Source organism: Microlunatus sp. GCM10028923, assembly GCF_042666975.1.
GTDB lineage: Bacteria > Actinomycetota > Actinomycetes > Propionibacteriales > Propionibacteriaceae > Microlunatus.
The window spans coordinates 599,743-620,283 of the sequence record NZ_JBHTFF010000002.1 but is presented as its reverse complement, the minus strand read 5'-3'; the positions used below and the strand labels follow the sequence as shown (position 1 = coordinate 620,283).

The window sequence follows — 20,541 nt, the reverse complement described above, 5'->3', positions numbered from 1 at the left end:
CCTCACGCGACGGGCCGCACCCGAATCGCACTCTGCGCAGGTCTGGCCCAGGCCCCGTGATCACGGGATCGCATTCAGCGTGTTCACTTCACCTGAAGGGACTTGATCTTGCTCGATGCATCATCCGCTCGATCGTTTGACGAGTTGTTCGACGAAGCCGCGTCCGTGCCCATCGAGGGCTGGGACTTCGCGTTCAACCGGGGCCGCACCGAAGACCAGTCGTTGCCCTGGATCTATCAGGACCTCGCCCGGCCGCTGGTGGCCGAGGCGCGCCGGGTCCTGGACATCGACACCGGCGGGGGCGAGATCTTCGGCTCGCTCGAACCGCCCACGGGGAGCGTCGCTGTCGAGCCGCACGCCCCGAACGTTCCGATCGCCACCGCTCGGCTCGGTCCGCTCGGTGTCACCGTGATCGAACGCGCCGGCGCACGGCTTCCGATCACCGACGGTGAGTTCGATCTCGTGCTCAATCGCCACGGCTACTTCGACGCACCGGAGCTCTGCCGGGTCCTGGCACCCGGCGGGCTGCTGCTGACGCAACAGGTCGCGGCGCAGAACGATCTTGAGTTCAACGAGGCCCTCGGCCTGCCGCCGAAGGTCGATCCGGCGATCCCGAACTCGCTCCACGAGCTCACGGAGGGATTGCGGAGCGTCGGATTCCAGATCGTCGACGCACGGGAGGCCTCGATCCGCACCCGGTATCTCGATGTCGGCGCCGTGATCTATCAGCTTCGGGTCGTCTCCTGGCAGGCGCCCGGCTTCGACCCGAAGCGACATCGGCCGCAGCTACGCCGGATCCATGATCACATCGTCGAAGCCGGCGGATTCGAGGTGCGCAGCCGGCGGTTCCTCGTCCGGGCCCGGAAGTGAGACGTTGTCAGCGGGACAGGAATTCCCGGGCTCCGCGCAGCCGGGTCCGCAGGGCGCGCTGGGTTGCGGCGCCGTCGAGGCGGACGTCGAGCGGGCCGGGGATTCCGCTGCCGGCGCGGGTCGAGGTCGGCAGCAGGTCGGAGTCGAGGCCGTCGCGGCGGGCGATCAGGAGGCCGAGTTCGTGGCGGCTGATCGAGTCGGGGCCGGCCAGATGATGGATCCCGGAGTGGTCGCCCGCGCCGAGTTCGAGGAGGGCGGCGGCCAGGTCGGCGACGTGCACCGGGCAGCGGAGGTCGTCGGTGAACAGGCCGCCGGTCGCCCGGCCCGTCGCCAGGGCGTGCACCAGCTGCTCGGTGGGTGAGTCGCCGTCGCCGATGATCAAGGAGGTCCGGGCGACGACCGCGGACGGGTCGATGATCATGATCGCGGTCTCGGCGGCTGCTTTGGCGGCCCCGTACGGGGTGATCGGGTCGGGCCGAGCGGTCTCGGGGTAGCGGCCGTCCTGGCCGGAGAACAGGGCGTCGCTGGAGACGTGCACCAGCCGCGCACCGGCGCCCTTCGCGGCCAGGACGACGTGGATCGCGCCGTCGGCGGTGCTGGCCCAGTCCTGTGTCTGGTACGCGGCGTTGATCACGACGTCCGGCCCGATCCGGGAGATCAGGTCCTCGACGGCGGGCCGGTCCCGGATGTCGAGGGCTTCGCTCGGCACGCCAGCCGCGGGCGGCTGGGTCCGGTGGGTGGCGATCACCCGGTGGCCGGCGGCGACCGCCTGCCGGACCAGTTCACGCCCCAGGAATCCGCTGCCGCCGACGACGAGAACGATCATCGCGGTCAGTCCGCGGACCGCGCCGGCAGCGGCAGCCAGTTGATCACGTCCTGGATCACGTCGTCCCAGAGGCCCCACTCGTGCACGCCGGGCCGGAAGTCGGTGACCACGTCGATGCCCTGGCCCTGGGCCTGCTCGCCGAGCTTCCGGTTCGGCGGCATCAGCCGGTCTTCCTCCGTCCCACAGGCGATGTAGAGCGGCGGCACGCTGCCCGGCGCGGCGGCGGCCAGCAGCGCGAAAAGATCATCGGAGTCGGTGATCTCGCCGTCGAACACGCGGCGGGCGATCTCGGACCGCTCGGGCCGGGTGAGCAGCTGGCGCACGTCGACCGCTCCGGACAGGCTGGCCACGGCCCCGAATCGGTCCGGGTGGGTCAGGCCCAGCTTCAGCGCACCGTACCCGCCCATGGACAGTCCCGCGACGAACGTCGACGCGGGCTGTTCCGAGACCCGGAAGAAGGATCCGACGACCTTCGGCAGTTCCTCCGAGACGAAGGTCCAGTAGCGGTGGCCGTGGGCCTCGTCGGCGTAGAAGCTCCGATGCACCGCCGGCATCACGACCGCGAGCCCGGCCGCGGCGGCGTACCGCTCGATGCTGGTGTAGCGCAGCCAGGCCGTGTGATCGTCGGAGAGCCCGTGCAACAGATAGAGCACCGGGAAGTCGGTCCGCAGCCCGGCCGGCGAGACACCGATCTGTTCCTCGGTTGCCTGGGGCAGCACCACGGTCATCGACGTGCCGACCTCGAGCACGTCCGAGAAGAAGTCACAGTTGATCAACGCCATCGCCCCAGACTAGGTCGGATCTCGTTGACGGTCTCGACCGGCTCCGAATACGCTCCCTTTCATCGCAACGACAGACTCCTTCGTCGGGTCCGGGACGGGACGGCAGCATCCATGATCATTCCCGAGGTCACCGTCAGCACCGTCCGGACCGCCCGGCTGCGCACCCGCTATCCGCGCCCGGTCGGCCGGAACGCCCGGCTCGGGCACCACGGCGACGGCGGCGAGTCCGCGGTGGCGATCATCGAGGCCTCCGACGGCAGCGTCGGCTGGGGACTGTTCGAGGGTGACTCCGGCCCGATCGAGTCGGTCGTCGACCGGCCGGTCGCGGAGTTGATCGACCCCGCGACGGGCATCACCGATCCCTCGCTGCACTGGCTGGACATCGCGCTGCACGACCTGGCCGGCGTGCTGCTCGATCTTCCGGTGTACGCGATGCTCGGCGGGTCCGGGAGCACCCGGGTGGAGGTCTACGACGGCGCCATCTACTTCGATGATCTTGATCCCGACGACGCCCCGCGCGGAGTGGCGGCCGCCCTGCGGAACTGCGCCGACGACGCGGCGACCGGACATCGGTCCTTCAAGCTCAAGATCGGCCGGGGCAACCGGTGGCTGCCCCGCGAGGCCGGGGACCGGCGGGACCGCGAGGTGACCCGGGCGGTTCGCGAGGCGTACCCGGAGGCCAGGATCCTGGTCGACGCGAACGACGGGTACGACCTGGCCGGCTTCGTCGAGTATGCCGAGGCGGTCGCCGACTGCGACCTCTACTGGGTCGAGGAGCCGTTCGCCGACGACGCGGCCGACCTGGCCGGGCTGCGCCAGGCGCTGGACCGGATCAGCCCGGACACCAAGATCGCGGACGGCGAGTTCCAGCCCGAGCTTGATCAACTGCTGCCGATCGCCGGGGCCGGCGACCTGAACGTGCTGTTGATGGACGTGATCAGCTTCGGCCTCACCCGGTGGCGGGCGATCATGCCCGAGTTGATCAAGCTCGGCGTGGCCGCGTCGCCGCACGCCTGGGGCCGGCCGCTGAAGACCCTGTACGCGGCGCAGTTCGCCGCCGGCCTCGGCAACATCGACATCGTCGAGGGCGTACCCGGAACCACCGACGGCGTCGACACCGGCTCGTATCGGTTCGCGGACGGCCACCTGTCGGTCCCCGATCGCCCCGGTTTCGGGCTACCGGTCCCGGACGTGCCCTGAGGAGGTGGCGATGCCCGACCTGCCGAACCGGCCGACACCGTTCCTCCTGAATCGCCGTCGGGTGCTCGGTCTCGGGCTGACCGGCGGACTGGCTCTGTCCGGGGCGGCCGCCTGGACCGCGACCAGGCCGGCCGCCGCCGCGACCACGTACGACCTGGTCCGCGACGTCGGTTCGTACGGCGACGAGGGCAACTACTCCGACGGCCCCGAGTTGATCACCTACGCCGCGACCGGCGTCCGCGGCGGGCTCTGGGTGCACGACGCCGCGGTCGGCAGCGTCGAGAACGGCAGTCTCACGGATCCCTTCCACCGTGGCGATCAGGGGCACAACGTGCGGCGGGTCCGGGCCCGCTCCCGGCGCAGCTTCCGGCAGGGCTGCTCGGTCCTGGTCCGCGGCCGGACCCTCTGGTACGACCCGCTCGGCGGTCGGGTCATCGGCGGTGTGACCCGCTCCGCGAACGGCGGGCTCAAGGTGCTGCTCGGCCACCACAGCAACGACAACAACTACGCCGTGCTGCTGATCCGCAAGTCCGGCTACGTGACCATCCAGCGCGAGTTCGGCCACGCGTACACGACGCTGGCCAACGTCAGCTACCCGACGCCGATCGAGACGTACCGGTCCTTCAAGATCACCTGGGCCGACGACCGGATCAGCGTCTATCACCGGCACGCCGAGGACGGCAGCGACGACCGGCTGATCGTGCAGACGGCGGCCGGTGCCGCGCCCGGCGTCTACCGGGGCATCAGCTACGACAACCAGCCGATCGGGCTGTACCTCGACGGTGCCGCCGTCCGGATGGCGTACCTCCGGGTCCGGCAGGCCTGACCGTCAGACCCGCGACCGCCGACGGCCCACCAGCACCAGCCCGGCCGTGATCATGGTCGCCGCGCCGACCCCGATCAGGACCGAGGGCCCACTCGTGTTCGGCAGTTCCTCGCCCGGATCGGTCGGCGCCTCGGTCGGCTCGTCGGTCGGCTCATCCGTCGGCTCGTCGGTCGGCTCGTCGGTCGGTTCGTCCGTCGGCTCATCCGTCGGTTCGTCCGTGGGTTCGTCGGTCGGCTCCGAGGGCGACGGGCTCGGCGACGGCTCCGCCACCGCGACGGTGAACTCAATCCCGGTCACGTCCTCGTCGACCACGTCGATCGTGACCGACGGATCACCGACCACCTCGCCGTCGGCCGGCGGATCAACGATCACCTGGTAGTCCTCGCCGATCGGCACGTCCGGGAAGGTGAAGTCGCCTTCCTCATCGGTGCTGACGACGACCGGCTCCTGGAGCTCGTCGCCGGTCAGGGTGACGTCGACATCCGGGACCGGATCGCCGGCCGGGTCGGTCACCGTACCCGAGACGTCGTAGGTGGGTTCGGCGGACACCGTCAGCTCGAAGTTGACCGGAGTGGCGCCGCCCCCGATGACGCCGGCCTCGCGCTCGGCCGGTCCCGACACCTCGTACCCCTCCGGCGGAGTGATCTTCACCAGGTAGTCGGGCGACACCGGCAGGTCGGGCACCTGGTATCTGCCGTCGTCGTCGGTGATCACGGTCCGCTCGAGGCCCTCCGGCCCGGTGATCGTGATCTTCGCTCCGGGCACCGGGGCGCCCTCGTCGGTGGTCACGGCACCGAAGATCTCTCCGGTCTTCTCGGCTGCCTCGACGAGCGCGAAGTCAACGCCCTCTTGATCATCATCGCTCAGGTCGACCTCGCGGGTCCCCGACTCTTCCGGCTCCAGTCCGTTCGGCGGGACGATCGTGACCAGGTAGTCGTCGTAGGTCGCGTAGCCGGGGAACGTGTAGTTGCCGTCCGCATCGGTCATGGTCTCGGCCACGACCTCGCCGTCACCGTCGCGGAGCTGCAGCGTGATCCCTTCCTGCCGGCCGGCCGGAGCAGTCACGGTGCCCGAGATGTCGTACGCCAGCGAGGAGAACCAGGTCTGATAGACCGGGCTGCCGGCCGTCCGGCTGAACACGAAGGTCAGTGTGGAGATCGGCACGGTCGGCTCGAACCAGCCGCTCGCACCGGCCGTGTCGGCGCCGCCGCCGGTCAAGGTGGCGGTGGTCGCGTCCCAGGTCGGCAGATCGGAACCGTCGTTGCCGGGCCCGGAGCAGGACGGCTTCGGCGAGACGCCCGGAGCGCAGTAGTTGAACGTGTCCTGGAAGCCCAGCTGCGCCCCGGTCAAGGCCGACCCGTCGGCTCCGGTCGCGCTGATCTTGACCGCGTCCGCGTCGACGTCGCCGAGTACGAAGGTCCAGCCGGAGGCGGGCGTCGGCCGGTCGAAGGTGTACGTGGTCGTCGAGGGCGGTGCCGCGCTGAGGCCGTTGGGACGGAGATTGAGGTACGCCTGCCCGCGGCTCGACCCGTACTTCTCGCCGGGCGGCGTCTGCGGCGCCAGGAAGGTCGAGGCGCCGGACTGGACGCCGACCGCCGAGCCGCCGACCGAGTTCGTGGCCACCGACGCCGCCGGGAATCCGGCCGCCTGCTGCCGCATCGTCGTCGTGAAGTCCCGCGAGCTGCCCGAGAGTGCCTCCCACTCGGCCCAGCCCGCCGGCGCCGCCGCGGCCGGGCCGGCTCCGGTCAAGATCAACACGGTGGCGAGCAGCAGCGACCCGAAGGTCAACAGGGAGCGTCGGAGCATGGCCGTCCTCTGATCGTGCGTGATCCATGGCCCCGAGGCTGCAAACACTGGGCAGGCTAGCGGCGCGGCGGTCACCGCGCCACTTGCCGCACCGCCCGGGCTAGCGCCAGCCGGCCCACTCCGTGTCGGCGGTCGCCTCGAACTCCAGCAACCTGTTCCATTTCGCGGTCCGCTCCGACCGGTGCGTCGAACCGACCTTGAACTGCCCGGCGCGCCAGCCGACCGCGAGATCGGCCACCCAGGCGTCCTCCGTCTCGCCGGACCTGGCCGACACCACGGTACGGAAGCCGGCCCGCTGGGCGGCCGTGATCACGTCCTGGGTCCGGCTCAGCAGGCCGTTCTGGTTGACCTTGATCAGGATCGCGTTGCCGGAGCGTTCCGCGATGCCGCGATCGAGCCGATCCCGTTGCGTCACGAAGAGATCGTCGCCGATCAGGTCGCACCGCTCGCCCAGCCGGGCGGTGATCGACTGCCAGCCGGCCCAGTCGTCCTCGGCCAGCGGGTCCTCGATCGACACGATCGGATAGCGGTCCAGCCAGCCCGCGTACTCGGTGATCAACTCGTCGGCGGAGAGCACCCGGTCCTCCGCCGCCAGCCGGTAGACGCCGTCGGCATGGAACTCGGTCGCGGCGGCGTCGATCGCCACCGAGGCCTGCTCGCCCGGGGTCAGCCCGGCCGCCTCGATCGCCTCGACGACCAGCCCGAGGGCGGCCTCGTTGGTCTCCAGCCGAAGCCCGAGCCCGCCCTCGTCGGCGACCAGGACGGCCTCCTCGAACCCGCGCCGGCGGGCCACCGCGGCGGCCTGCTGGCGGACCTCCTGGGCCCAGCCGATCGCCTCGGCGAACGACCCGGCCCCGTGCGGCACCACCAGGAAGTCCTGCAGGTCGATCGCGGAGCCGGCATGGGCGCCGCCCGAGACGATGTTGATCATCGGCATCGGCAGCAGCAGCGGCCCGTCGGCGGCCAGCCGGCGGGCCAGGTCGACCCCCTCCTCGTCCGCGGCCGCGAGCGCCGTGGCGATCGAGACGGCGAGCGTCGAGTTGGCGCCCACCCGGTCCGCGCCGGCGGTGGCCGCCGCCTCCTCGATGGCCGCGTCGACCGTGTTCTGATCGTTCGCGTCGAGGCCCCGGACCGCCGGCTCGAGCGCCTCGACCACGCCGGCGACGGCTGCCCGTACTCCGTAGCCCTGGTAGCGATCGCCGCCGTCGCGGAGCTCGCGCGCCTCGTGCGACCCGGCCGATGCGCCGGACGGTACCCGGGTCGTTCCGGTCGCCCCGCCGGCCAGCCGGACCCGGGCCGCCACGGTCGGCCGGCCGCGGGAGTCCAACGCCTCCCAGGCCTGGACCTGCTCGATCCTGGTCCTGATCATGCGTGCTCCCCCGACGAGGGCCCGTTCAGCTCACGGACCCGCTGCCACAGGTCATCGATGGTGCCGCCGGCGGCGAGGTGATCACGGGCCACCTCGCGGACCAGGCCCTCCTGCCGCTCGGACAGGTAGTGCACCGTGGACACGCCGTCGACCCGGGCCAGCATCAGCGCCGCGACATGATCACCGAGTTCCTCGGCGGTGACGCCTGACTCGGGCCAGGCCTTTTGGTACGTGCTCCAGAAGGTCGTGGCCGCGTCGAGCAGGAACCGCCGCTCCCGCTCGACGGCCTTCAGCGTCAGATGCGTGATCAGGAAGGCGAGATCGAAGACCGGCCGGCCGGCCACCGCCACCTCGTGATCGACGATCCACAGGCCGTCGTCGCCGACCAGCACGTTCTTCGGCGAGAAGTCGCCGTGCACCAGGCAGACGTGATCACGGTGCAGCGCGTCGGCGAGCCCGCGCAGCCGGTCGGCCAGGTCGGGATGAGCCCCGGCCAGCGCCCGGTAGAACGGATCGGTGCGCAGCAGCCGGTAGGTCTCCTGATCATCGAACGAGGCCAGCAGGTCCGCATCGCCGGCCGTGCCCGCATGCCAGCGGGCCAGCCCGTGACCGAGCCGGTCGGCCACCGCCGTCGCGATCGCCGCCTTCTCGCCGGCCAGCAGCCGTTCCTTCCACGGCCACCATTCGGACGGCGCGCAGGTCATGGTCAAGATCAACTGGTCGGCGTCGACGTCGACCAGGCGCGGCACCAGTTCCGGGGTCAGCTTCCCGTACACCTCGAGGGCCCGTGCCTCGGTGAGGATCCGGCGGCGGTCGGCCTGCCACTCACCGGGTACGGCGAGCCGCTCCAACGACTGCTTGCAGACCACCGGCCCGTCGGCGATGTCGACCCGGACGACGATCCCGGACACCCCGCCGGGCAGGCGTTCGACCCGGGCCAGGCCGCCGACGTGCAGGCCGCGGTCGGTCAGGTAGTGCCGGATCTCGGTGTCGCTCGCAGTGGCCAGGTCCATCATGATCAACCTCCGGTCTGGTCGGTCGGCTTCAGACGATCGGGTACGACAACGATCTTGATCTCGCTGTGGCCGGGCCGGGACAGCGGGACGAAGCCGTCCTCCACCGTGCGGCTCAGCGGGATCACGCGGGTGATCAACGGCGCGGTCACGATCGCGCCGGAACGGAGCAGTTCCAGGGCCCGTGGGAAGTCGGTGTCCCAGGCGTGGGACCGGCTGGAGGTGACGGTCTTCTCGTCCAGCACGAACGGCAGCATCGGCACCTCGAACGTGTCGTCGTGCACGCCGAGCAGGATCGCCGTGCCGCCGCGCCGGATCACCTCGATCGCGCTGCGTGCCGCCGCGGTCGACCCGGCACATTCGATCGCCAGGTCCGGACCGCCCGCCTCGTACCGCTGCGGCAGCACGCCGAGCCCGTCCGGGGTCAGGAAGGTGCTGGCGCCGCAGGCCAGCGATACCTCCCGCTTGGCCGGGTTGGCGTCGACCATGATCACGTCGGCGGCGCCCATCGCCCGCGCGGCCTGCCCGGCCAGCAGTCCGACCGTACCGGCGCCGAAGATCACCACCGAGGCTCCGGCGAGTTCCGGTTGCCGGCTCAGCGCCCGGACGCCCACCGAGAGCGGCTCGACCAGAACGGCCTCGGTCGGCGGCAGCTCGGCATCCAGCGGCAGGCACATGAAGCCCGGCGCGATCATGAAATCGGCCAGCCCGCCATGGTCCATCTGGCCCAGCGAGGCGACCTGCGCGCAGAGCGGGTACTCGCCGCGCCGGCACCAGAAGCACCGCCCGCAGAACCGGTTTCCCTCGACCACGACCCGGGTGCCGACCGGCGGAGCGGCCGGGTCCCGGGACTCGCGGATGGTGCCGACCGCCTCGTGGCCGAAGGTCAGCGGCGCCTTCGCCCCGGTCAGCGGATGCTCGGTGAGCGGCACCACGATCGGGCCGTTCAGGTACTCCTCGACGTCGGTCCCGCAGATGCCGCAGGCCTCGATCTCGATCAGCACCCAGCCGTCCGGAGGGTCGGCCGGCACCGGGATCGTGTCCACCCGGACGTCGCGCGGGCCCCACCAACGGAGCGCCGTCATGGTCCGCTCGGGGAAGTTCTGCGGCATCATCCCTCCAGCACTGGCAGGCAAGTCTGTCGGAGCATAGTGCAGCCGATCGGGATCAGTCGGAGGGTGCCGGTGCCCGCGCCGCCGAGTGCCTCGGAGCGCGGGTTCGGGTCCAGTCCCTCGGCCTCGACCGTCACCCCGGGAGCGGTCCACGGATCCTCGCCCGGCTCGGTCATGATCATGGTCGCGGTGTCGATCCCGGACTGCAGCAGGTACGGGGCGTGCAGCGACCGCGGGTCGGCCGGGGTCAGATCCTGGTCGGCCAGGTCGCTGCCGGGGTAGTTCCGGGTCGGCTCGGCCCGGTGCTCGATCGGATGGGCCATGATCAACGGCCCGCCCAGCAACGCCACCCGATTGTCCACGGAGCGCTTCGTCCACACGCGCATCGGCAGCCGGAGGGTGAGGACGGCCTGCTCCGGCCAGGCGGCCGCGACCCGGACCACGGTGCCGCCGCTCGGCGGCTCGAGTTCGGGCGCGAGGAACTGCAGGTTCTCGCACCAGGTCGGCACCCGCAGCTCCAGCACGAAGTCGGCCGGCAGCCCGGACAGCTCGAGGGTGACCGTGTCGGAGAACGGGAACTCGGTCCGCTGGCGCAGGGTGACCCGGTGATCACCGAGCCGAACCGTGGTGATCATCGGGCCGTACTGGACGATCCGCAGGCCGCCGTCGATCATGATCACGGCCCGGTCGACCAGGGCCGGCAGGATCCGGCCGGCGTTCGGCACGCAGCAGACGGCGGCGTCGTCGTGCGTGGGCGAGACGTCCCAGCGAGCCCCCATCGCCCTGGTCGCGGCCGGCTGGTTCTCGGCGAAGAAGTACGCGGCGCCGCCGCCGTCGTTCGCCCGGGCGGCCTGGGCGGCGTTCAGCCAGAGCGTCTCAGCGAGATCGGCCGCGTCCGGACGGTCGAGGATCCGGGCGAACTCGGAGGCGGTGATCGCCAGCTCGGTGATCGCGCAGTACTCGTAGCCGGCCTCCGGCACCGGCCGCGGCCGTTGGCCCGGCGCGCCGACCGTCTCGTCGCTGCGCAGCGCGCCGGTGACGCCGACCGCGGCCAGCAGCTTGTCCCAGCCGGCCTGCGCCGCGTCGAGCAGTTGCCGGTCACCGGTGAACTCGTACAGCCGGAGCGGGATCCTGAGGTTCTCCGCGACGTGCGGGCCGTGGCCGTGGAACGGGTCGTCGGACAGCAGGTGGTCGAGCTGACCGTCGTCCTCGACCCAGCTCAACGGCGCCAGACTGAACCGCCGATAGAGCCGTACCGCCAGGTCCACCGGCTCCGTCCGGCCGGTCCGCCGGGCCACGTCGAGCAGCAGGTCGACCAGCTGCAGGTCGTGGCCGCGGACCGCCGTCTCCGGCTCCGCGTCCGCGAAGGCCGCCGGTCCCGCCGCGTCGAACCGGGCGCCCAGCCAGTCGACCGCTCGGTCCACCGCCGCCCGCAGTTCATGATCATCATGGGCCCCGGCCCACTCCTCGATCGCCAGCAACAGCCGGCTCGCCGTCCAGCAGTCGCCGGGCAGCCACGGGCTCGCCTGCCGAGCCGTCTCGGTGAACATGCCGAGGTAGCCGTCCGGATCCTGGTGCGCGACCGCGGCCTCGATCCGGCCCGCCGCGTCGGCCCGTTCCTGGTCGGTGCCGACCATCCGGACGTGGCCCGCGTAGCCGATCAGCCAGTTGCCCTCGCTCTCGCCGTTCCACCACGGCACCGCACCGACGTTGTCGCCCGCGGCGTCGGGCCCGAGCCGCCCGGCCGCGAAGACCTCGCCGCCGACCTCAGCGCTGATCCCCGGCAGGGCGCCGACGAAGCCGTCGAGGTTCTGCCTGGCCTGCCGGGCGATCCAGCCCTCCGGCACCGTCGACCCGGCGGGCAGCGGTTGCCCCACGGCATGCGTCATGATCGGAACGCTACCCCGTTCTCCGTGACAAGATTGGGGAAGTTCGAGCCGGGATATCGCGGCCGGAAGTTCCCCACAGTGAGGTGGTGCGTGCATGCGGTTGGGTCGCTGGGTGTCCTTGTTGTTGATCTTGGCGCTGGTGGCGGGCTGGTTCGGTGCCGCACCGGCCGCGGCGGAGGGTCCGAGCGCCGTCACCCTGGTCGGCGATCTCCAGACCGAGCTCGGCTGCGCCAAGGACTGGGATCCGGCCTGCCCGCAGAGCGAGCTGAAGCCGACCGGCGAGCCCGGCCGCTGGGCCGCGGAGTTCACGCTGCCGGCCGGGACGTACGCGTACAAGGTGGCCATCGACCACGGCTGGGAGATCAGCTGGGGCCTGAACGGCGGGCCGGAGAACGTGCCGCTGACCATCGCGGGCGAGGTCCGGCTCACGGTCCGGTACGACGACGCCGTGCACCGGATCGGGATCACGCCGCTCGACCTGCCCGGTGATCATGATCCCGGCGACGGCGGCCTGGTCGGCGAGCCGGCCCGGGCGCCCGGCACCGGCCAACAGTTCTACTTCGCGCTGACCGACCGGTTCGCCGACGGGGATCCGGCCAACAACACCGGCGGCCGGAAGCCGGACAAGCTGAGCTCCGGCTACGACCCGGCCGACCCGAACTTCTATCACGGCGGCGATCTGGCCGGCCTGGAGTCGAAGCTCGACTACATCGCCAGCCTCGGCACGACGGCCATCTGGATCACGCCGCCGTTCGGCAACCTCCCGGTGCAGACCGTCGGTGAACTCAGCCTGGGCAGCTATCACGGCTACTGGACCCTCGACCTGACCGCGATCGACGCCCATCTCGGCACCGAGCAGGGCATGCGCCGGCTGATCAAGTCGGCGCACGCCCGCGGGATCAAGATCTATTTCGACATCGAGATCAACACCACCGCAGACGTGATCAGATACGCCGGCGGCAAGTCCGACTACGTGCCGATCGCCGACGACCCGTACACGGATCGGCAGGGCAAGGTGATCGACATCGCAGCCATCGCCGGCTCCGCCGACTTCCCGCCGCTGGACCCGAAGACCTCGTTCCCGTACCTGCCGGAGGTGCCGGCGGCGCAGCGCAACGCGAAGAAGCCGCATTGGCTCAACGATCCTCGGCTCTACCACAATCGCGGCGACTCGACGTTCACCGGGGAATCGGTGACCTACGGCGACTTCTTCGGCCTGGACGACCTGATGACCGAGCATCCGAAGGTGGTCCGGGGCTACATCGACGTGTACCGGAAGTGGATCGACTTCGGGGTGGACGGGTTCCGGATCGACACCGTCAAGCACGTGAACGTCGAGTTCTGGCAGCAGTGGTCGACCGCGATCATGAAGCACGCCCGCGCGATCGGCAACGACGACTTCTTCATGTTCGGCGAGGTGTTCGACGGCGACCCGAAGAACCTCGCCCCGTACGTCCGGGACACCGAACTGGGCGGCGTGCTCGACTTCGCGTTCGCCGGCAACGCGGTGAACTTCGCCAAGGGCACCACGGCCCGCGGCCTGGCCGCGTTCTTCGCCACCGATGATCTTTACACGACGCCGCACTCGTCGGCGGCGAACCTGGAGACCTTCGTCTCCAATCACGACATCGGCCGGATCGGCCAGCTGCTCGGCGACGTGGACCGGCTGAAGGACCGGGACCGGCTGGCCCACGAGCTGATGCTGCTCAGCCGCGGCCAGCCGGTGCTCTACTACGGCGACGAACAGGGCTTCACCGGCGGCGGCGACCTGTGGACCGACGTGGCCGGCCGGCAGGACCTGTTCGCGACCCAGGTCGAGGCGTACGCCCAGCAGAAGTTGATCACCGGCGAACCCGTCGGCAAGCGGGACCGCTACGACACCGACGGCGCGCTCTACGCCGACCTGGCCGCGCTGGGCAAGCTGCGCGCCGAGCATCCGGCCCTGGCCACCGGTGCCCAGCGGGAGCGGTTCGCCGACGACGGTCCCGGCGTGTACGCGTTCAGCCGGGTCGATCGTGATCATCGGGTCGAGCACCTGGTCGCCCTGAACAACGCGCCCGAGCCGCGCACCGTGACGTTCCGGACGCTGACGCCGGGCGGCCGCTTCTCCTTGCTGTACGGCGATGCCGAGCCGGTCACCGCGAGCGCCGACGGCTCGGTGACGATCACCGTACCGGCCCTGGCGACCGTGGTGCTGCGGGCCGACCGTAAGGTCGCGGCGCCGGAGACGGCACAGTCGATCAAGGTCGGTGCACCGACGCCCGGCGCGGCGCTGGCGGGCCTGGCTCCGGTTGCGGCCAGCGTTGACCGGGATCGCTGGCAGGAGACGTCGTTCGGTTGGCGGGTGGCCGGTGCGAAGGCCTGGCAGCCGCTCGGCACCAGCGACCTGACCGCCCCCTCGGTTCGGCACGACGTCGGCGAACTCGACCCCGGCACCTTGATCGAATACCGCGCCGTCACCGTCGACGCGGCCGGCCACCGGTCCGCGGCGTCGTCCTACGGCTCGGTCGGGTTCGCCGTCGATCTCTCCGTGCCGGACCCGGGCGACGGGATCGTCACCGTGCCCGGCACCCACAACGCCGCGATGGGCTGCGCCTCCGACTGGCAGGTCGACTGCACCGCCGCGCGCCTCGAACTCGGCGACGACGGGACCTGGTCCAAGACCTTCACCGGCATCCCGGCCGGCAGCTACGAATACAAGATCGCGCTGAACAACTCGTGGGAGGAGAACTACGGCGAGGGCGGCGTCCGCGACGGCCCCAACCTGACCTACACGACTTCCGGCGGCCCGGTCACGATCTTCTACGACCCCGAGACCCACCTGAGCCGGGTCGAGACCAGCTGACCTCGCGGCCGGCGCCCTTGAGGATCCGCAGGGCGTGGAAGGTGATCAACTCGCTCGGCTGGCGCGCTCCGGCCCAGTCCACAACGTCCACCTGGTTGGCGAATCGATGGCCGGGCGGCACCCACCACTGGCGATCGGCGGCCCAGCGGCCATCCGGGCGGCGCTTCTGTTCCAGCAGGTCCAGGCAGTCGGCGGTGCGCGGGTCGGCGGCCCGGCCCATCCGGGTCAGGTAGCGCAGGGCGACCAGCAGGTCGTAGTGCCAGTAGGACGGGTAGCCGAGCTTTCCCCAACGCTCGTTGATCATCCGGCCGGCGGGCGGCGGCTTCGGCCGGAACCGGTTCGGCTGACCGGTGCCTAGGCTGAAGATCAACCGGTGCTCGAGGAACAGCTCCGCGGTCCGGTCCGCGGCCGCCGCGGCCTCGTCATCACCGGTCGCCCGCGCGTACTCGTGCAGGCCGAGCATCGCGGCGATCGACTCGTGGAACGAGGAGCGCCGGCCGGAGGCGTTCCGGTGGCAGTTCCAGCCGCCGTCCGGCCACTGCCATTCGATCAACCTCCCGGCCAGGTACGCCAGCCGCGGATCATCGGAGGCCCGGCCGAGGCGGCACCCGATGATCAACGCGTGACCCTCGACGTTGGCGCAGAACCGGTGCAGTCCGTTGATCACCGTCGGATGTCCCGTGTGCTGCGGCCGTTGCAGGACCCGGCCGACGTAATGCCGGTAGCCGGCGTCGGCCCGCGGGTCGTCCTCGAGCGGCACTCCAAGATCGATCAGGGACAGCAGGCCCCAGAGCGGACCGGTCCAGCCGCCGCGGGCAGCGCTCGGCACGATCGTCTCCAACAGCGTCGACACCTTGGCACCCGCCAGCAGGTCCGCGTCGTCCTCGCCCGGATCCTGGCCGAGCAGGTCACGCCGGGCCAACGCCCGGACGGCCGGTTCCTCCGACGTCAGCAGCCACTCGACAGCGTGGTCGCTCATCCCGACCATCCTGCCAGTTTCCGGCCGGTCCGTTGGGGATCATCCGGTCAGGATCCGTTCCGCGACGGACACGGCGCGGTCGATCGGCACGGCGAACCCGATGCCGATGTTGCCCGACGCGCGGCCGCCGAGGGTCGCGATCGAGGTGTTGATCCCGACCACCCGGCCGTCCAGGTCGACCAGCGGTCCGCCGGAGTTGCCGGGATTGATCGACGCGTCGGTCTGGATCATCGCGCGCGGCGTACCCCGGCCCTGGACGGCGCTGACGATCCCGGCGGTCACCGTGCCGTTCAGGCCGAGCGGCGAGCCGACGGCCAGCACGGACTGGCCGATCCGCAGCTCGTCACTGTCGCCGAGCTCGGCGGCCGGCAGCCCGTTCGCGCTGTCCGCCTGGAGTACGGCGATGTCGTTGGCGGCGTCCGAGCCGACCACCCGCGCGGCGACCGACCGGCCGTTGGCGAGCACCAGCCGGACCGACGGCGAGCCGTCGACGACGTGGTGATTGGTGATCACGTGTCCGGCCTCGTCGATCACGACGCCGGACCCGCTGCCGCGGCCGGCCCGGACCTGGACCACGCTGGGCAGGATCGTCCCGGCCGCCTGCTCGGCCTCGGTCTCCCCGAGCGATCGCGGGGCCGGCCGCTGTCCCTGGACGAGTTGGGTGACCGGGGCCCGGTCGATCAGCTGGGTCGCCCCGACCCCGGACAGGCCGCCGACGATGAGGGCGACCGTCGCCGCCACCGCAACCGTGCCGGCCCGGCCACGGCGAGGCGGCGCGGGCCGTACCGGTACGGGCGGCACTGGTGCGGGCGGCACTGGTGCGGGCGGCACCGGTGCGGGCCTCGGCGGCGGGCCTGCGTTGATCGGGTCCGGGCGTCGCGGCTCCATCGGTGGCCCGGCCGGCCGGCCGATTCCCGGCCAGCCCGGCGCGGGATCCTGATCATGATTCGGGTACGTCATGCGTCGTTCTCCTTCCCTTCTCGGCTAGACGATCCGGGCGAACCAGCGCAGCGAGAGCGCGCCCGCGACGAGCACGATGATCAAGCTGCCGGCGGCCAGGTACGGGGTGATGTCCCGCGGCTCGACCCGCCAGCCGATCGACGAGCCGATGTCGGAGTAGACCGCGGCCAGTTCCTCGCCGCTGGCGGCCGTGTAGGCCGTGCCGCCGGTCTGCTCGGCCAGCTGGCGCAAGGCTTCCTCGTCGACCGGGACCGGCTGGCTGACGCCGCGGGAGTTCTGCAGCACGCCGTCCGGAGTCCCGTACGCGATCGTCGACACGGGCAGGTCGCTCTCGGCGGCGGCCTGGGCCGCCTGGCCCGGATCGCGGCCGGCCGAGTTGTCGCCGTCGGACAGCAGCACCACCCGGGCCGGTACGCCCTCCGCGCCGTCCGCGGCCAGCCGGGCGACCTGGTCGATCGAGGAGAACACAGCCTCCCCGATCGCGGTACCGCCGCCCGCGGTGGTCAGCGACTCGATCTGCCGACGGGCGCTCTCGTGGTCGGTGGTCGGCGCCGCGACGACGGTGCTGTTGCCGGCGAAGGTCACGACGCCGACGTTCACGGTCTCGGGCAGATCGGCGACGAACGCCGCCGCCGCGGATTTGGCCGCGGACAAGCGATTCGGGCTGACGTCCGTCGCCGCCATCGAGCCGGAGATGTCGACCGCGACGATCACGGTCGCCCGGTCGTACGGCACCCGCAGGGCGATTTCGGGCCGGGCCGCGGCCAGGCCGAGCGCCGCCAGGGCGACCAGGATCAAGGTGGCCGGCAGGTGCCGCCGCCAGCCCGGCCGCCGGGGAACGATCTTGTCCAGCATCGGCAGCGCCGCGAACCGGACGGCATAGCGTTGCCGGCGTCGCTGCATCAGGACATAGCCGATCGCGAGCCCGGCCACCGGGATCAAGATCAACAACCACAGGGGTGACAGGAAGTTCATCGCGTCCTCCGGCGACGACGGGCCGGTCGGTGCCGGCGAAGCTGAACGAAGCGGGAAAGCTCGGCGACCCAGTCGCCGTCGGTCCGGACCAGAAGATGATCAACGCCGGCTCCGGCGACGGCCGCCGCGGTCGCCTGCCGGTGCGCGACGGCGGCGCGGGCATAGGCGTGCCGCAACCGGAGGTCGGAGCTGTCCACCTCGCGCTGCCGCCCGGACTCGGGGTCGACCAGGACCAGCAGTCCGACCTCGGGCAGCTGCAGCTCCCGCGGATCGACGATCTCGATCATGATCACCTCGTGCCGGGCGGCGAGCCGGCGCAGCGGCGCCTCCCAATCGAACGGCTGCTCGGTCCGGCCGTCCGGGTCGACCAGGTCGGACACGACGATCCGCAGGCCGGGCCGGCGATGCCGTACCGACAACTGCCGGAGGGCCTCCGCCAACCCGACCGGCGCCGAGCCCGATCGCGGCGACGCCGGGGTCCGCAGCGCGAGTTGGGCCCCGACCCGGGGCGGCGTCGGCCGCCGCCAGCGCAGCCCGTCGGTGGTCAACTCGACGATGCCGAACCGGTTGCCGGGCGCATCCGTGAGCAGGCCGACGGCCGCCGACAGGCTCTGCGCCAGATCGCCCTTCTCGTCCGCGGCCGTACCGAAGGCCATGCTCGCCGAGCGGTCCAGCAGAACCCAACTGTCCAAGGGATGCTGGGCCCTGGTCAGCCAGACGTACGGCTCCCGGGCCCGCGCCGTCACATGCTGGTCGATCCGCCGCACGTCGTGGCCCGGCTGGTAGCGGACCAGCTCCTCGGGATCGTCCCCCGGCCCGAGCCGGAAGCCTTGATGATCACCGTGCAGCAGCCCGTCGAGCCGCCGCTGGACCGTCAGATCCAGCCTGCGGAAGCGACCGAGCGCGGCGTCCCGGCTCGTCACGCGGCCCGCTCCGCCGACTCGTCGTCGGGCGCGACCCGGGGACTCGGCACCGCGGCCAGCACGGAGCCGATCACCTGCCGCGGGTCGACGCCCTCGGCGATCGCGTCGTAGCTCAGCACCAGCCGGTGGGCCAGCACGTCCCCGGCCACGTCGGCGACGTCGGGCGGCAGCACGTAGTCCCGGCCACGCAGCAGGGCCATCGCCCGGGCCGCCGCGACCAGGCCCAGCGTCCCGCGGGCACTGATCCCGTAGTCCAGCACCTGGTCCAGCTGGCCGAGCCCGAACCGGTGCGGCTGCCGGGTCGCCATCACCAGCTGCACGGCGTACAGCGCGACGGCGTGGTGCACGAACACCTGATCGGCCTCCTGCTGCAGGGCCTGCAGCTCGGCCAGGCTGAGCACCGGCTGCGCCCGCGGCGGGGCGACGCTCATCCGCTGCACGATGGTCAGCTCCTCGAGCTCGCCGGCGTGCCGGACGTCGACCTTGAGCAGGAACCGGTCCCGCTGCGCCTCGGGCAGCGCATAGACCCCCTCGGTCTCGATCGGGTTCTGGGTGGCCAGCACCAGGAACGGCTCGGGCAGCCGGTACGTCGCGCCGCCGATGCTCACCTGGCCCTCCGCCATCGCCTCCAGCAGCGCCGATTGGACCTTCGCGGGCGCCCGGTTGATCTCGTCCGCCAGCACGATGTTGGCGAAGATCGGCCCGAGGTCCGTACCGAACTTCGCCTCCGCCGGGCGCCACACCTGGGTGCCGACGATGTCGGCCGGCATCAGGTCCGGCGTGAACTGGAGCCGGGCGAACTGGCCGCCGACCACGTCCGCGAGGGTGCGGACGGCCAGCGTCTTGGCCACGCCGGGTACGCCCTCGATCAGGACGTGACCGCGGGCCAGCAGCCCGACCAGGATCCGCTCGACCATCTGGTCCTGGCCGACCACGACGCGCTTGATCTCGAACAGGGTGCGTTCCAGGATCCCGACCGGAGCCAGCCGCCGGCCCGCGGTCACGGCGTCGACCGTGGTCTGGTCGGCCGTCACAGGTCACCGCCGTTCTCGTTCTGCTGAGGCGATCCGGCCAAGCCCGAGCCGGGCCCGTCCGGGCAGTCGGTCCCGGGGTCGGCCACGGTGCCGGGGCCGTCGTCCGTGGCGGCCGACGGTTCGGGCGCTCCGGACCCGGTGCCGTCCACGACGGTCGCCCAGATCGGTTCGGACGACTCGGTCGCCGCATAGGCCACGCCGGACACGGTCGCGATCGCGATGCCGGCTCCGGCGAGTACGGCTGCGATGGTCAGTCGTCGCTTGGCTGGTGCAGTCATGAGGTGTGTCGTTCCTTCCGTCGTACGGCGCCGCGGTGGTGCGGGCCTGTTTCAAGATCAGCACGCGGACCCGAAAGCCTCCGGAAGTGCAGCCGAAAATCGAGCGAAAGAAGGGGAGGCGGGATTTTCGAGAGCCGTCTAGCTTTGACGCATGCGTGTGCTGATCGTGGAAGACGAAGCGGGGCTCGCCAGCGCCCTCCGGGTCGGCCTCGCCCATCAGGGGTACGCGGTCGACGTCGCCCTCACCTGTGCCGAGGCGCGGTTCAAGCTCGGCACCGCCGAGTACGACCTGCTGGTGCTCGACGCGAATCTGCCGGACGGCGACGGCTTCTCGCTCGCCGAGGCGATCCGGCACGGCCGGGTCGAGTGCATGTCCGGGTCCGACGTCCGGATCCTGATGCTGACCGCGCGAACCCAGCTGCAGGACCGGGTCCGCGGGCTCGACGTCGGCGCCGACGACTACCTGGTGAAGCCGTTCGCGCTGGCCGAGCTGACCGCCCGGATCCGGGCCCTGTTCCGCCGCGAGGTCCGCGGCGACACGGCCGTGCTCAGCCACGGACCGGTCCGGCTGGACACGGCCCGGCAACTGGCGCACCGCGGCGAACGCGAGCTGCGGCTGACCCGCAAGGAGTTCGGCGTTCTCCGTTATCTGCTGACGAAACCGGAGGCGGTCGTCTCGGCCGAGGAGCTGTTGCAGCACGTCTGGGACGAGAACGCCGACCCGTTCAGCCAGACCGTACGGGTCACCGTGGGAACCCTGCGCCGCAAGCTCACCGTGGACGGCGAGCCGCAGCTGCTGGAGACCCTGGTGGGTCGCGGCTACCGGCTCCGTGATCAAGATCGCGAGGAGTGAC

Annotated in this window: 18 protein-coding genes; 5 read left to right on the top strand and 13 right to left on the bottom strand. The window is 71.5% G+C overall.

The annotated features are described in order from the left end of the window. Positions 1–102 precede the first annotated feature (102 nt). Complete coding sequence (locus ACFQU4_RS07115; RefSeq protein WP_377488698.1) at positions 103–870, top strand: methyltransferase domain-containing protein; 768 nt, start codon at positions 103–105, stop codon at positions 868–870. Positions 871–877: 7 nt separating this feature from the next. Here the strand turns inward: ACFQU4_RS07115 and ACFQU4_RS07110 are convergent, their stop codons facing one another. Further along, entirely contained in the window at positions 878–1,696 is an 819-nt protein-coding gene (locus ACFQU4_RS07110) for an SDR family oxidoreductase (RefSeq protein WP_377488695.1), read from the bottom strand. A 5-nt stretch (positions 1,697–1,701) separates the two neighbouring features. Next, positions 1,702–2,478, bottom strand: a complete 777-nt coding sequence (locus ACFQU4_RS07105; protein ID WP_377488692.1) for an alpha/beta hydrolase — start codon at positions 2,476–2,478, stop codon at positions 1,702–1,704. 111 nt (positions 2,479–2,589) lie between these two features. Here ACFQU4_RS07105 and ACFQU4_RS07100 point away from each other — a divergent pair, with 111 nt between their 5' ends. Both ACFQU4_RS07100 and ACFQU4_RS07095 read left to right on the top strand, forming a co-directional pair. Continuing rightward, entirely contained in the window at positions 2,590–3,678 is a 1,089-nt protein-coding gene (locus ACFQU4_RS07100) for an enolase C-terminal domain-like protein (protein WP_377488689.1), read from the top strand. A 10-nt stretch (positions 3,679–3,688) separates the two neighbouring features. Beyond that, complete coding sequence (locus ACFQU4_RS07095; RefSeq protein WP_377488686.1) at positions 3,689–4,504, top strand: hypothetical protein; 816 nt, start codon at positions 3,689–3,691, stop codon at positions 4,502–4,504. A 3-nt stretch (positions 4,505–4,507) separates the two neighbouring features. Here ACFQU4_RS07095 and ACFQU4_RS07090 read toward each other — a convergent pair whose 3' ends face one another. The 5 genes from ACFQU4_RS07090 to ACFQU4_RS07070 all read right to left on the bottom strand — a co-directional run bounded on the left by ACFQU4_RS07090 (position 4,508) and on the right by ACFQU4_RS07070 (position 11,693). After that, complete coding sequence (locus ACFQU4_RS07090) at positions 4,508–6,310, bottom strand: collagen binding domain-containing protein (protein ID WP_377488683.1); 1,803 nt, start codon at positions 6,308–6,310, stop codon at positions 4,508–4,510. 100 nt (positions 6,311–6,410) lie between these two features. Further along, complete coding sequence (eno, locus tag ACFQU4_RS07085) at positions 6,411–7,679, bottom strand: phosphopyruvate hydratase (protein ID WP_377488680.1); 1,269 nt, start codon at positions 7,677–7,679, stop codon at positions 6,411–6,413. Then, entirely contained in the window at positions 7,676–8,695 is a 1,020-nt protein-coding gene (locus ACFQU4_RS07080; RefSeq protein WP_377488677.1) for a phosphotransferase family protein, read from the bottom strand. The genes eno and ACFQU4_RS07080 overlap by 4 nt, the downstream gene beginning before the upstream one ends. Before the next feature lie 2 nt (positions 8,696–8,697). Next, positions 8,698–9,807, bottom strand: coding sequence for a zinc-binding dehydrogenase (locus ACFQU4_RS07075; RefSeq protein ID WP_377488674.1), 1,110 nt, complete (start codon positions 9,805–9,807; stop codon positions 8,698–8,700). After that, entirely contained in the window at positions 9,804–11,693 is a 1,890-nt protein-coding gene (locus tag ACFQU4_RS07070; protein ID WP_377488671.1) for a beta-L-arabinofuranosidase domain-containing protein, read from the bottom strand. The genes ACFQU4_RS07075 and ACFQU4_RS07070 overlap by 4 nt, the downstream gene beginning before the upstream one ends. Positions 11,694–11,787: 94 nt before the next feature. Here ACFQU4_RS07070 and ACFQU4_RS07065 point away from each other — a divergent pair, with 94 nt between their 5' ends. Beyond that, positions 11,788–14,538 (top strand): alpha-amylase family glycosyl hydrolase, encoded by a 2,751-nt coding sequence (locus tag ACFQU4_RS07065; protein ID WP_377488668.1) that lies wholly within the window; start codon positions 11,788–11,790, stop codon positions 14,536–14,538. Here ACFQU4_RS07065 and ACFQU4_RS07060 read toward each other — a convergent pair. The 6 genes from ACFQU4_RS07060 to ACFQU4_RS07035 are packed head-to-tail and all read right to left on the bottom strand — an operon-like array spanning position 14,486 to position 19,687. Continuing rightward, positions 14,486–15,517 (bottom strand): hypothetical protein, encoded by a 1,032-nt coding sequence (locus ACFQU4_RS07060; RefSeq protein ID WP_377488665.1) that lies wholly within the window; start codon positions 15,515–15,517, stop codon positions 14,486–14,488. The genes ACFQU4_RS07065 and ACFQU4_RS07060 overlap by 53 nt on opposite strands. Before the next feature lie 39 nt (positions 15,518–15,556). Further along, on the bottom strand, positions 15,557–16,477 hold the full coding sequence (locus ACFQU4_RS07055; protein WP_377488662.1) for a S1C family serine protease: 921 nt from the start codon (positions 16,475–16,477) through the stop codon (positions 15,557–15,559). A 24-nt stretch (positions 16,478–16,501) separates the two neighbouring features. Beyond that, the gene (locus tag ACFQU4_RS07050; protein ID WP_377488659.1) at positions 16,502–17,452 is read right to left on the bottom strand and encodes a VWA domain-containing protein; all 951 of its coding nucleotides are present in this window, start codon (positions 17,450–17,452) and stop codon (positions 16,502–16,504) included. Further along, entirely contained in the window at positions 17,449–18,375 is a 927-nt protein-coding gene (locus ACFQU4_RS07045) for a DUF58 domain-containing protein (protein WP_377488656.1), read from the bottom strand. Before ACFQU4_RS07045 ends, ACFQU4_RS07050 begins: the two co-directional genes overlap by 4 nt. Next, positions 18,372–19,409, bottom strand: coding sequence for an AAA family ATPase (locus tag ACFQU4_RS07040; RefSeq protein WP_377488653.1), 1,038 nt, complete (start codon positions 19,407–19,409; stop codon positions 18,372–18,374). Before ACFQU4_RS07040 ends, ACFQU4_RS07045 begins: the two co-directional genes overlap by 4 nt. Then, complete coding sequence (locus tag ACFQU4_RS07035) at positions 19,406–19,687, bottom strand: hypothetical protein (protein ID WP_377488650.1); 282 nt, start codon at positions 19,685–19,687, stop codon at positions 19,406–19,408. The genes ACFQU4_RS07040 and ACFQU4_RS07035 overlap by 4 nt, the downstream gene beginning before the upstream one ends. 151 nt (positions 19,688–19,838) lie before the next feature. On the opposite strand from ACFQU4_RS07035, the gene ACFQU4_RS07030 reads away from it, so the two are divergent. Next, positions 19,839–20,540 (top strand): response regulator transcription factor, encoded by a 702-nt coding sequence (locus ACFQU4_RS07030; protein ID WP_377488647.1) that lies wholly within the window; start codon positions 19,839–19,841, stop codon positions 20,538–20,540. Position 20,541 lies beyond the last annotated feature (1 nt).

Excerpts from the sequence above, each read along its gene's own strand:
- ACFQU4_RS07110 (WP_377488695.1), bottom strand. The coding sequence starts at position 1,696 with ATGATCGTTCTCGTCGTCGGCGGCAGCGGATTCCTGGGGCGTGAACTG.
- ACFQU4_RS07105 (WP_377488692.1), bottom strand. The coding sequence starts at position 2,478 with ATGGCGTTGATCAACTGTGACTTCTTCTCGGACGTGCTCGAGGTCGGC.
- ACFQU4_RS07100 (WP_377488689.1), top strand. The coding sequence starts at position 2,590 with ATGATCATTCCCGAGGTCACCGTCAGCACCGTCCGGACCGCCCGGCTG.
- ACFQU4_RS07095 (WP_377488686.1), top strand. The coding sequence starts at position 3,689 with ATGCCCGACCTGCCGAACCGGCCGACACCGTTCCTCCTGAATCGCCGT.
- ACFQU4_RS07090 (WP_377488683.1), bottom strand. The coding sequence starts at position 6,310 with ATGCTCCGACGCTCCCTGTTGACCTTCGGGTCGCTGCTGCTCGCCACC.
- eno (WP_377488680.1), bottom strand. The coding sequence starts at position 7,679 with ATGATCAGGACCAGGATCGAGCAGGTCCAGGCCTGGGAGGCGTTGGAC.
- ACFQU4_RS07080 (WP_377488677.1), bottom strand. The coding sequence starts at position 8,695 with ATGATGGACCTGGCCACTGCGAGCGACACCGAGATCCGGCACTACCTG.
- ACFQU4_RS07075 (WP_377488674.1), bottom strand. The coding sequence starts at position 9,807 with ATGATGCCGCAGAACTTCCCCGAGCGGACCATGACGGCGCTCCGTTGG.
- ACFQU4_RS07070 (WP_377488671.1), bottom strand. The coding sequence starts at position 11,693 with ATGACGCATGCCGTGGGGCAACCGCTGCCCGCCGGGTCGACGGTGCCG.
- ACFQU4_RS07065 (WP_377488668.1), top strand. The coding sequence starts at position 11,788 with ATGCGGTTGGGTCGCTGGGTGTCCTTGTTGTTGATCTTGGCGCTGGTG.
- ACFQU4_RS07060 (WP_377488665.1), bottom strand. The coding sequence starts at position 15,517 with ATGAGCGACCACGCTGTCGAGTGGCTGCTGACGTCGGAGGAACCGGCC.
- ACFQU4_RS07055 (WP_377488662.1), bottom strand. The coding sequence starts at position 16,477 with ATGACGTACCCGAATCATGATCAGGATCCCGCGCCGGGCTGGCCGGGA.
- ACFQU4_RS07050 (WP_377488659.1), bottom strand. The coding sequence starts at position 17,452 with ATGAACTTCCTGTCACCCCTGTGGTTGTTGATCTTGATCCCGGTGGCC.
- ACFQU4_RS07035 (WP_377488650.1), bottom strand. The coding sequence starts at position 19,687 with ATGACTGCACCAGCCAAGCGACGACTGACCATCGCAGCCGTACTCGCC.
- ACFQU4_RS07030 (WP_377488647.1), top strand. The coding sequence starts at position 19,839 with ATGCGTGTGCTGATCGTGGAAGACGAAGCGGGGCTCGCCAGCGCCCTC.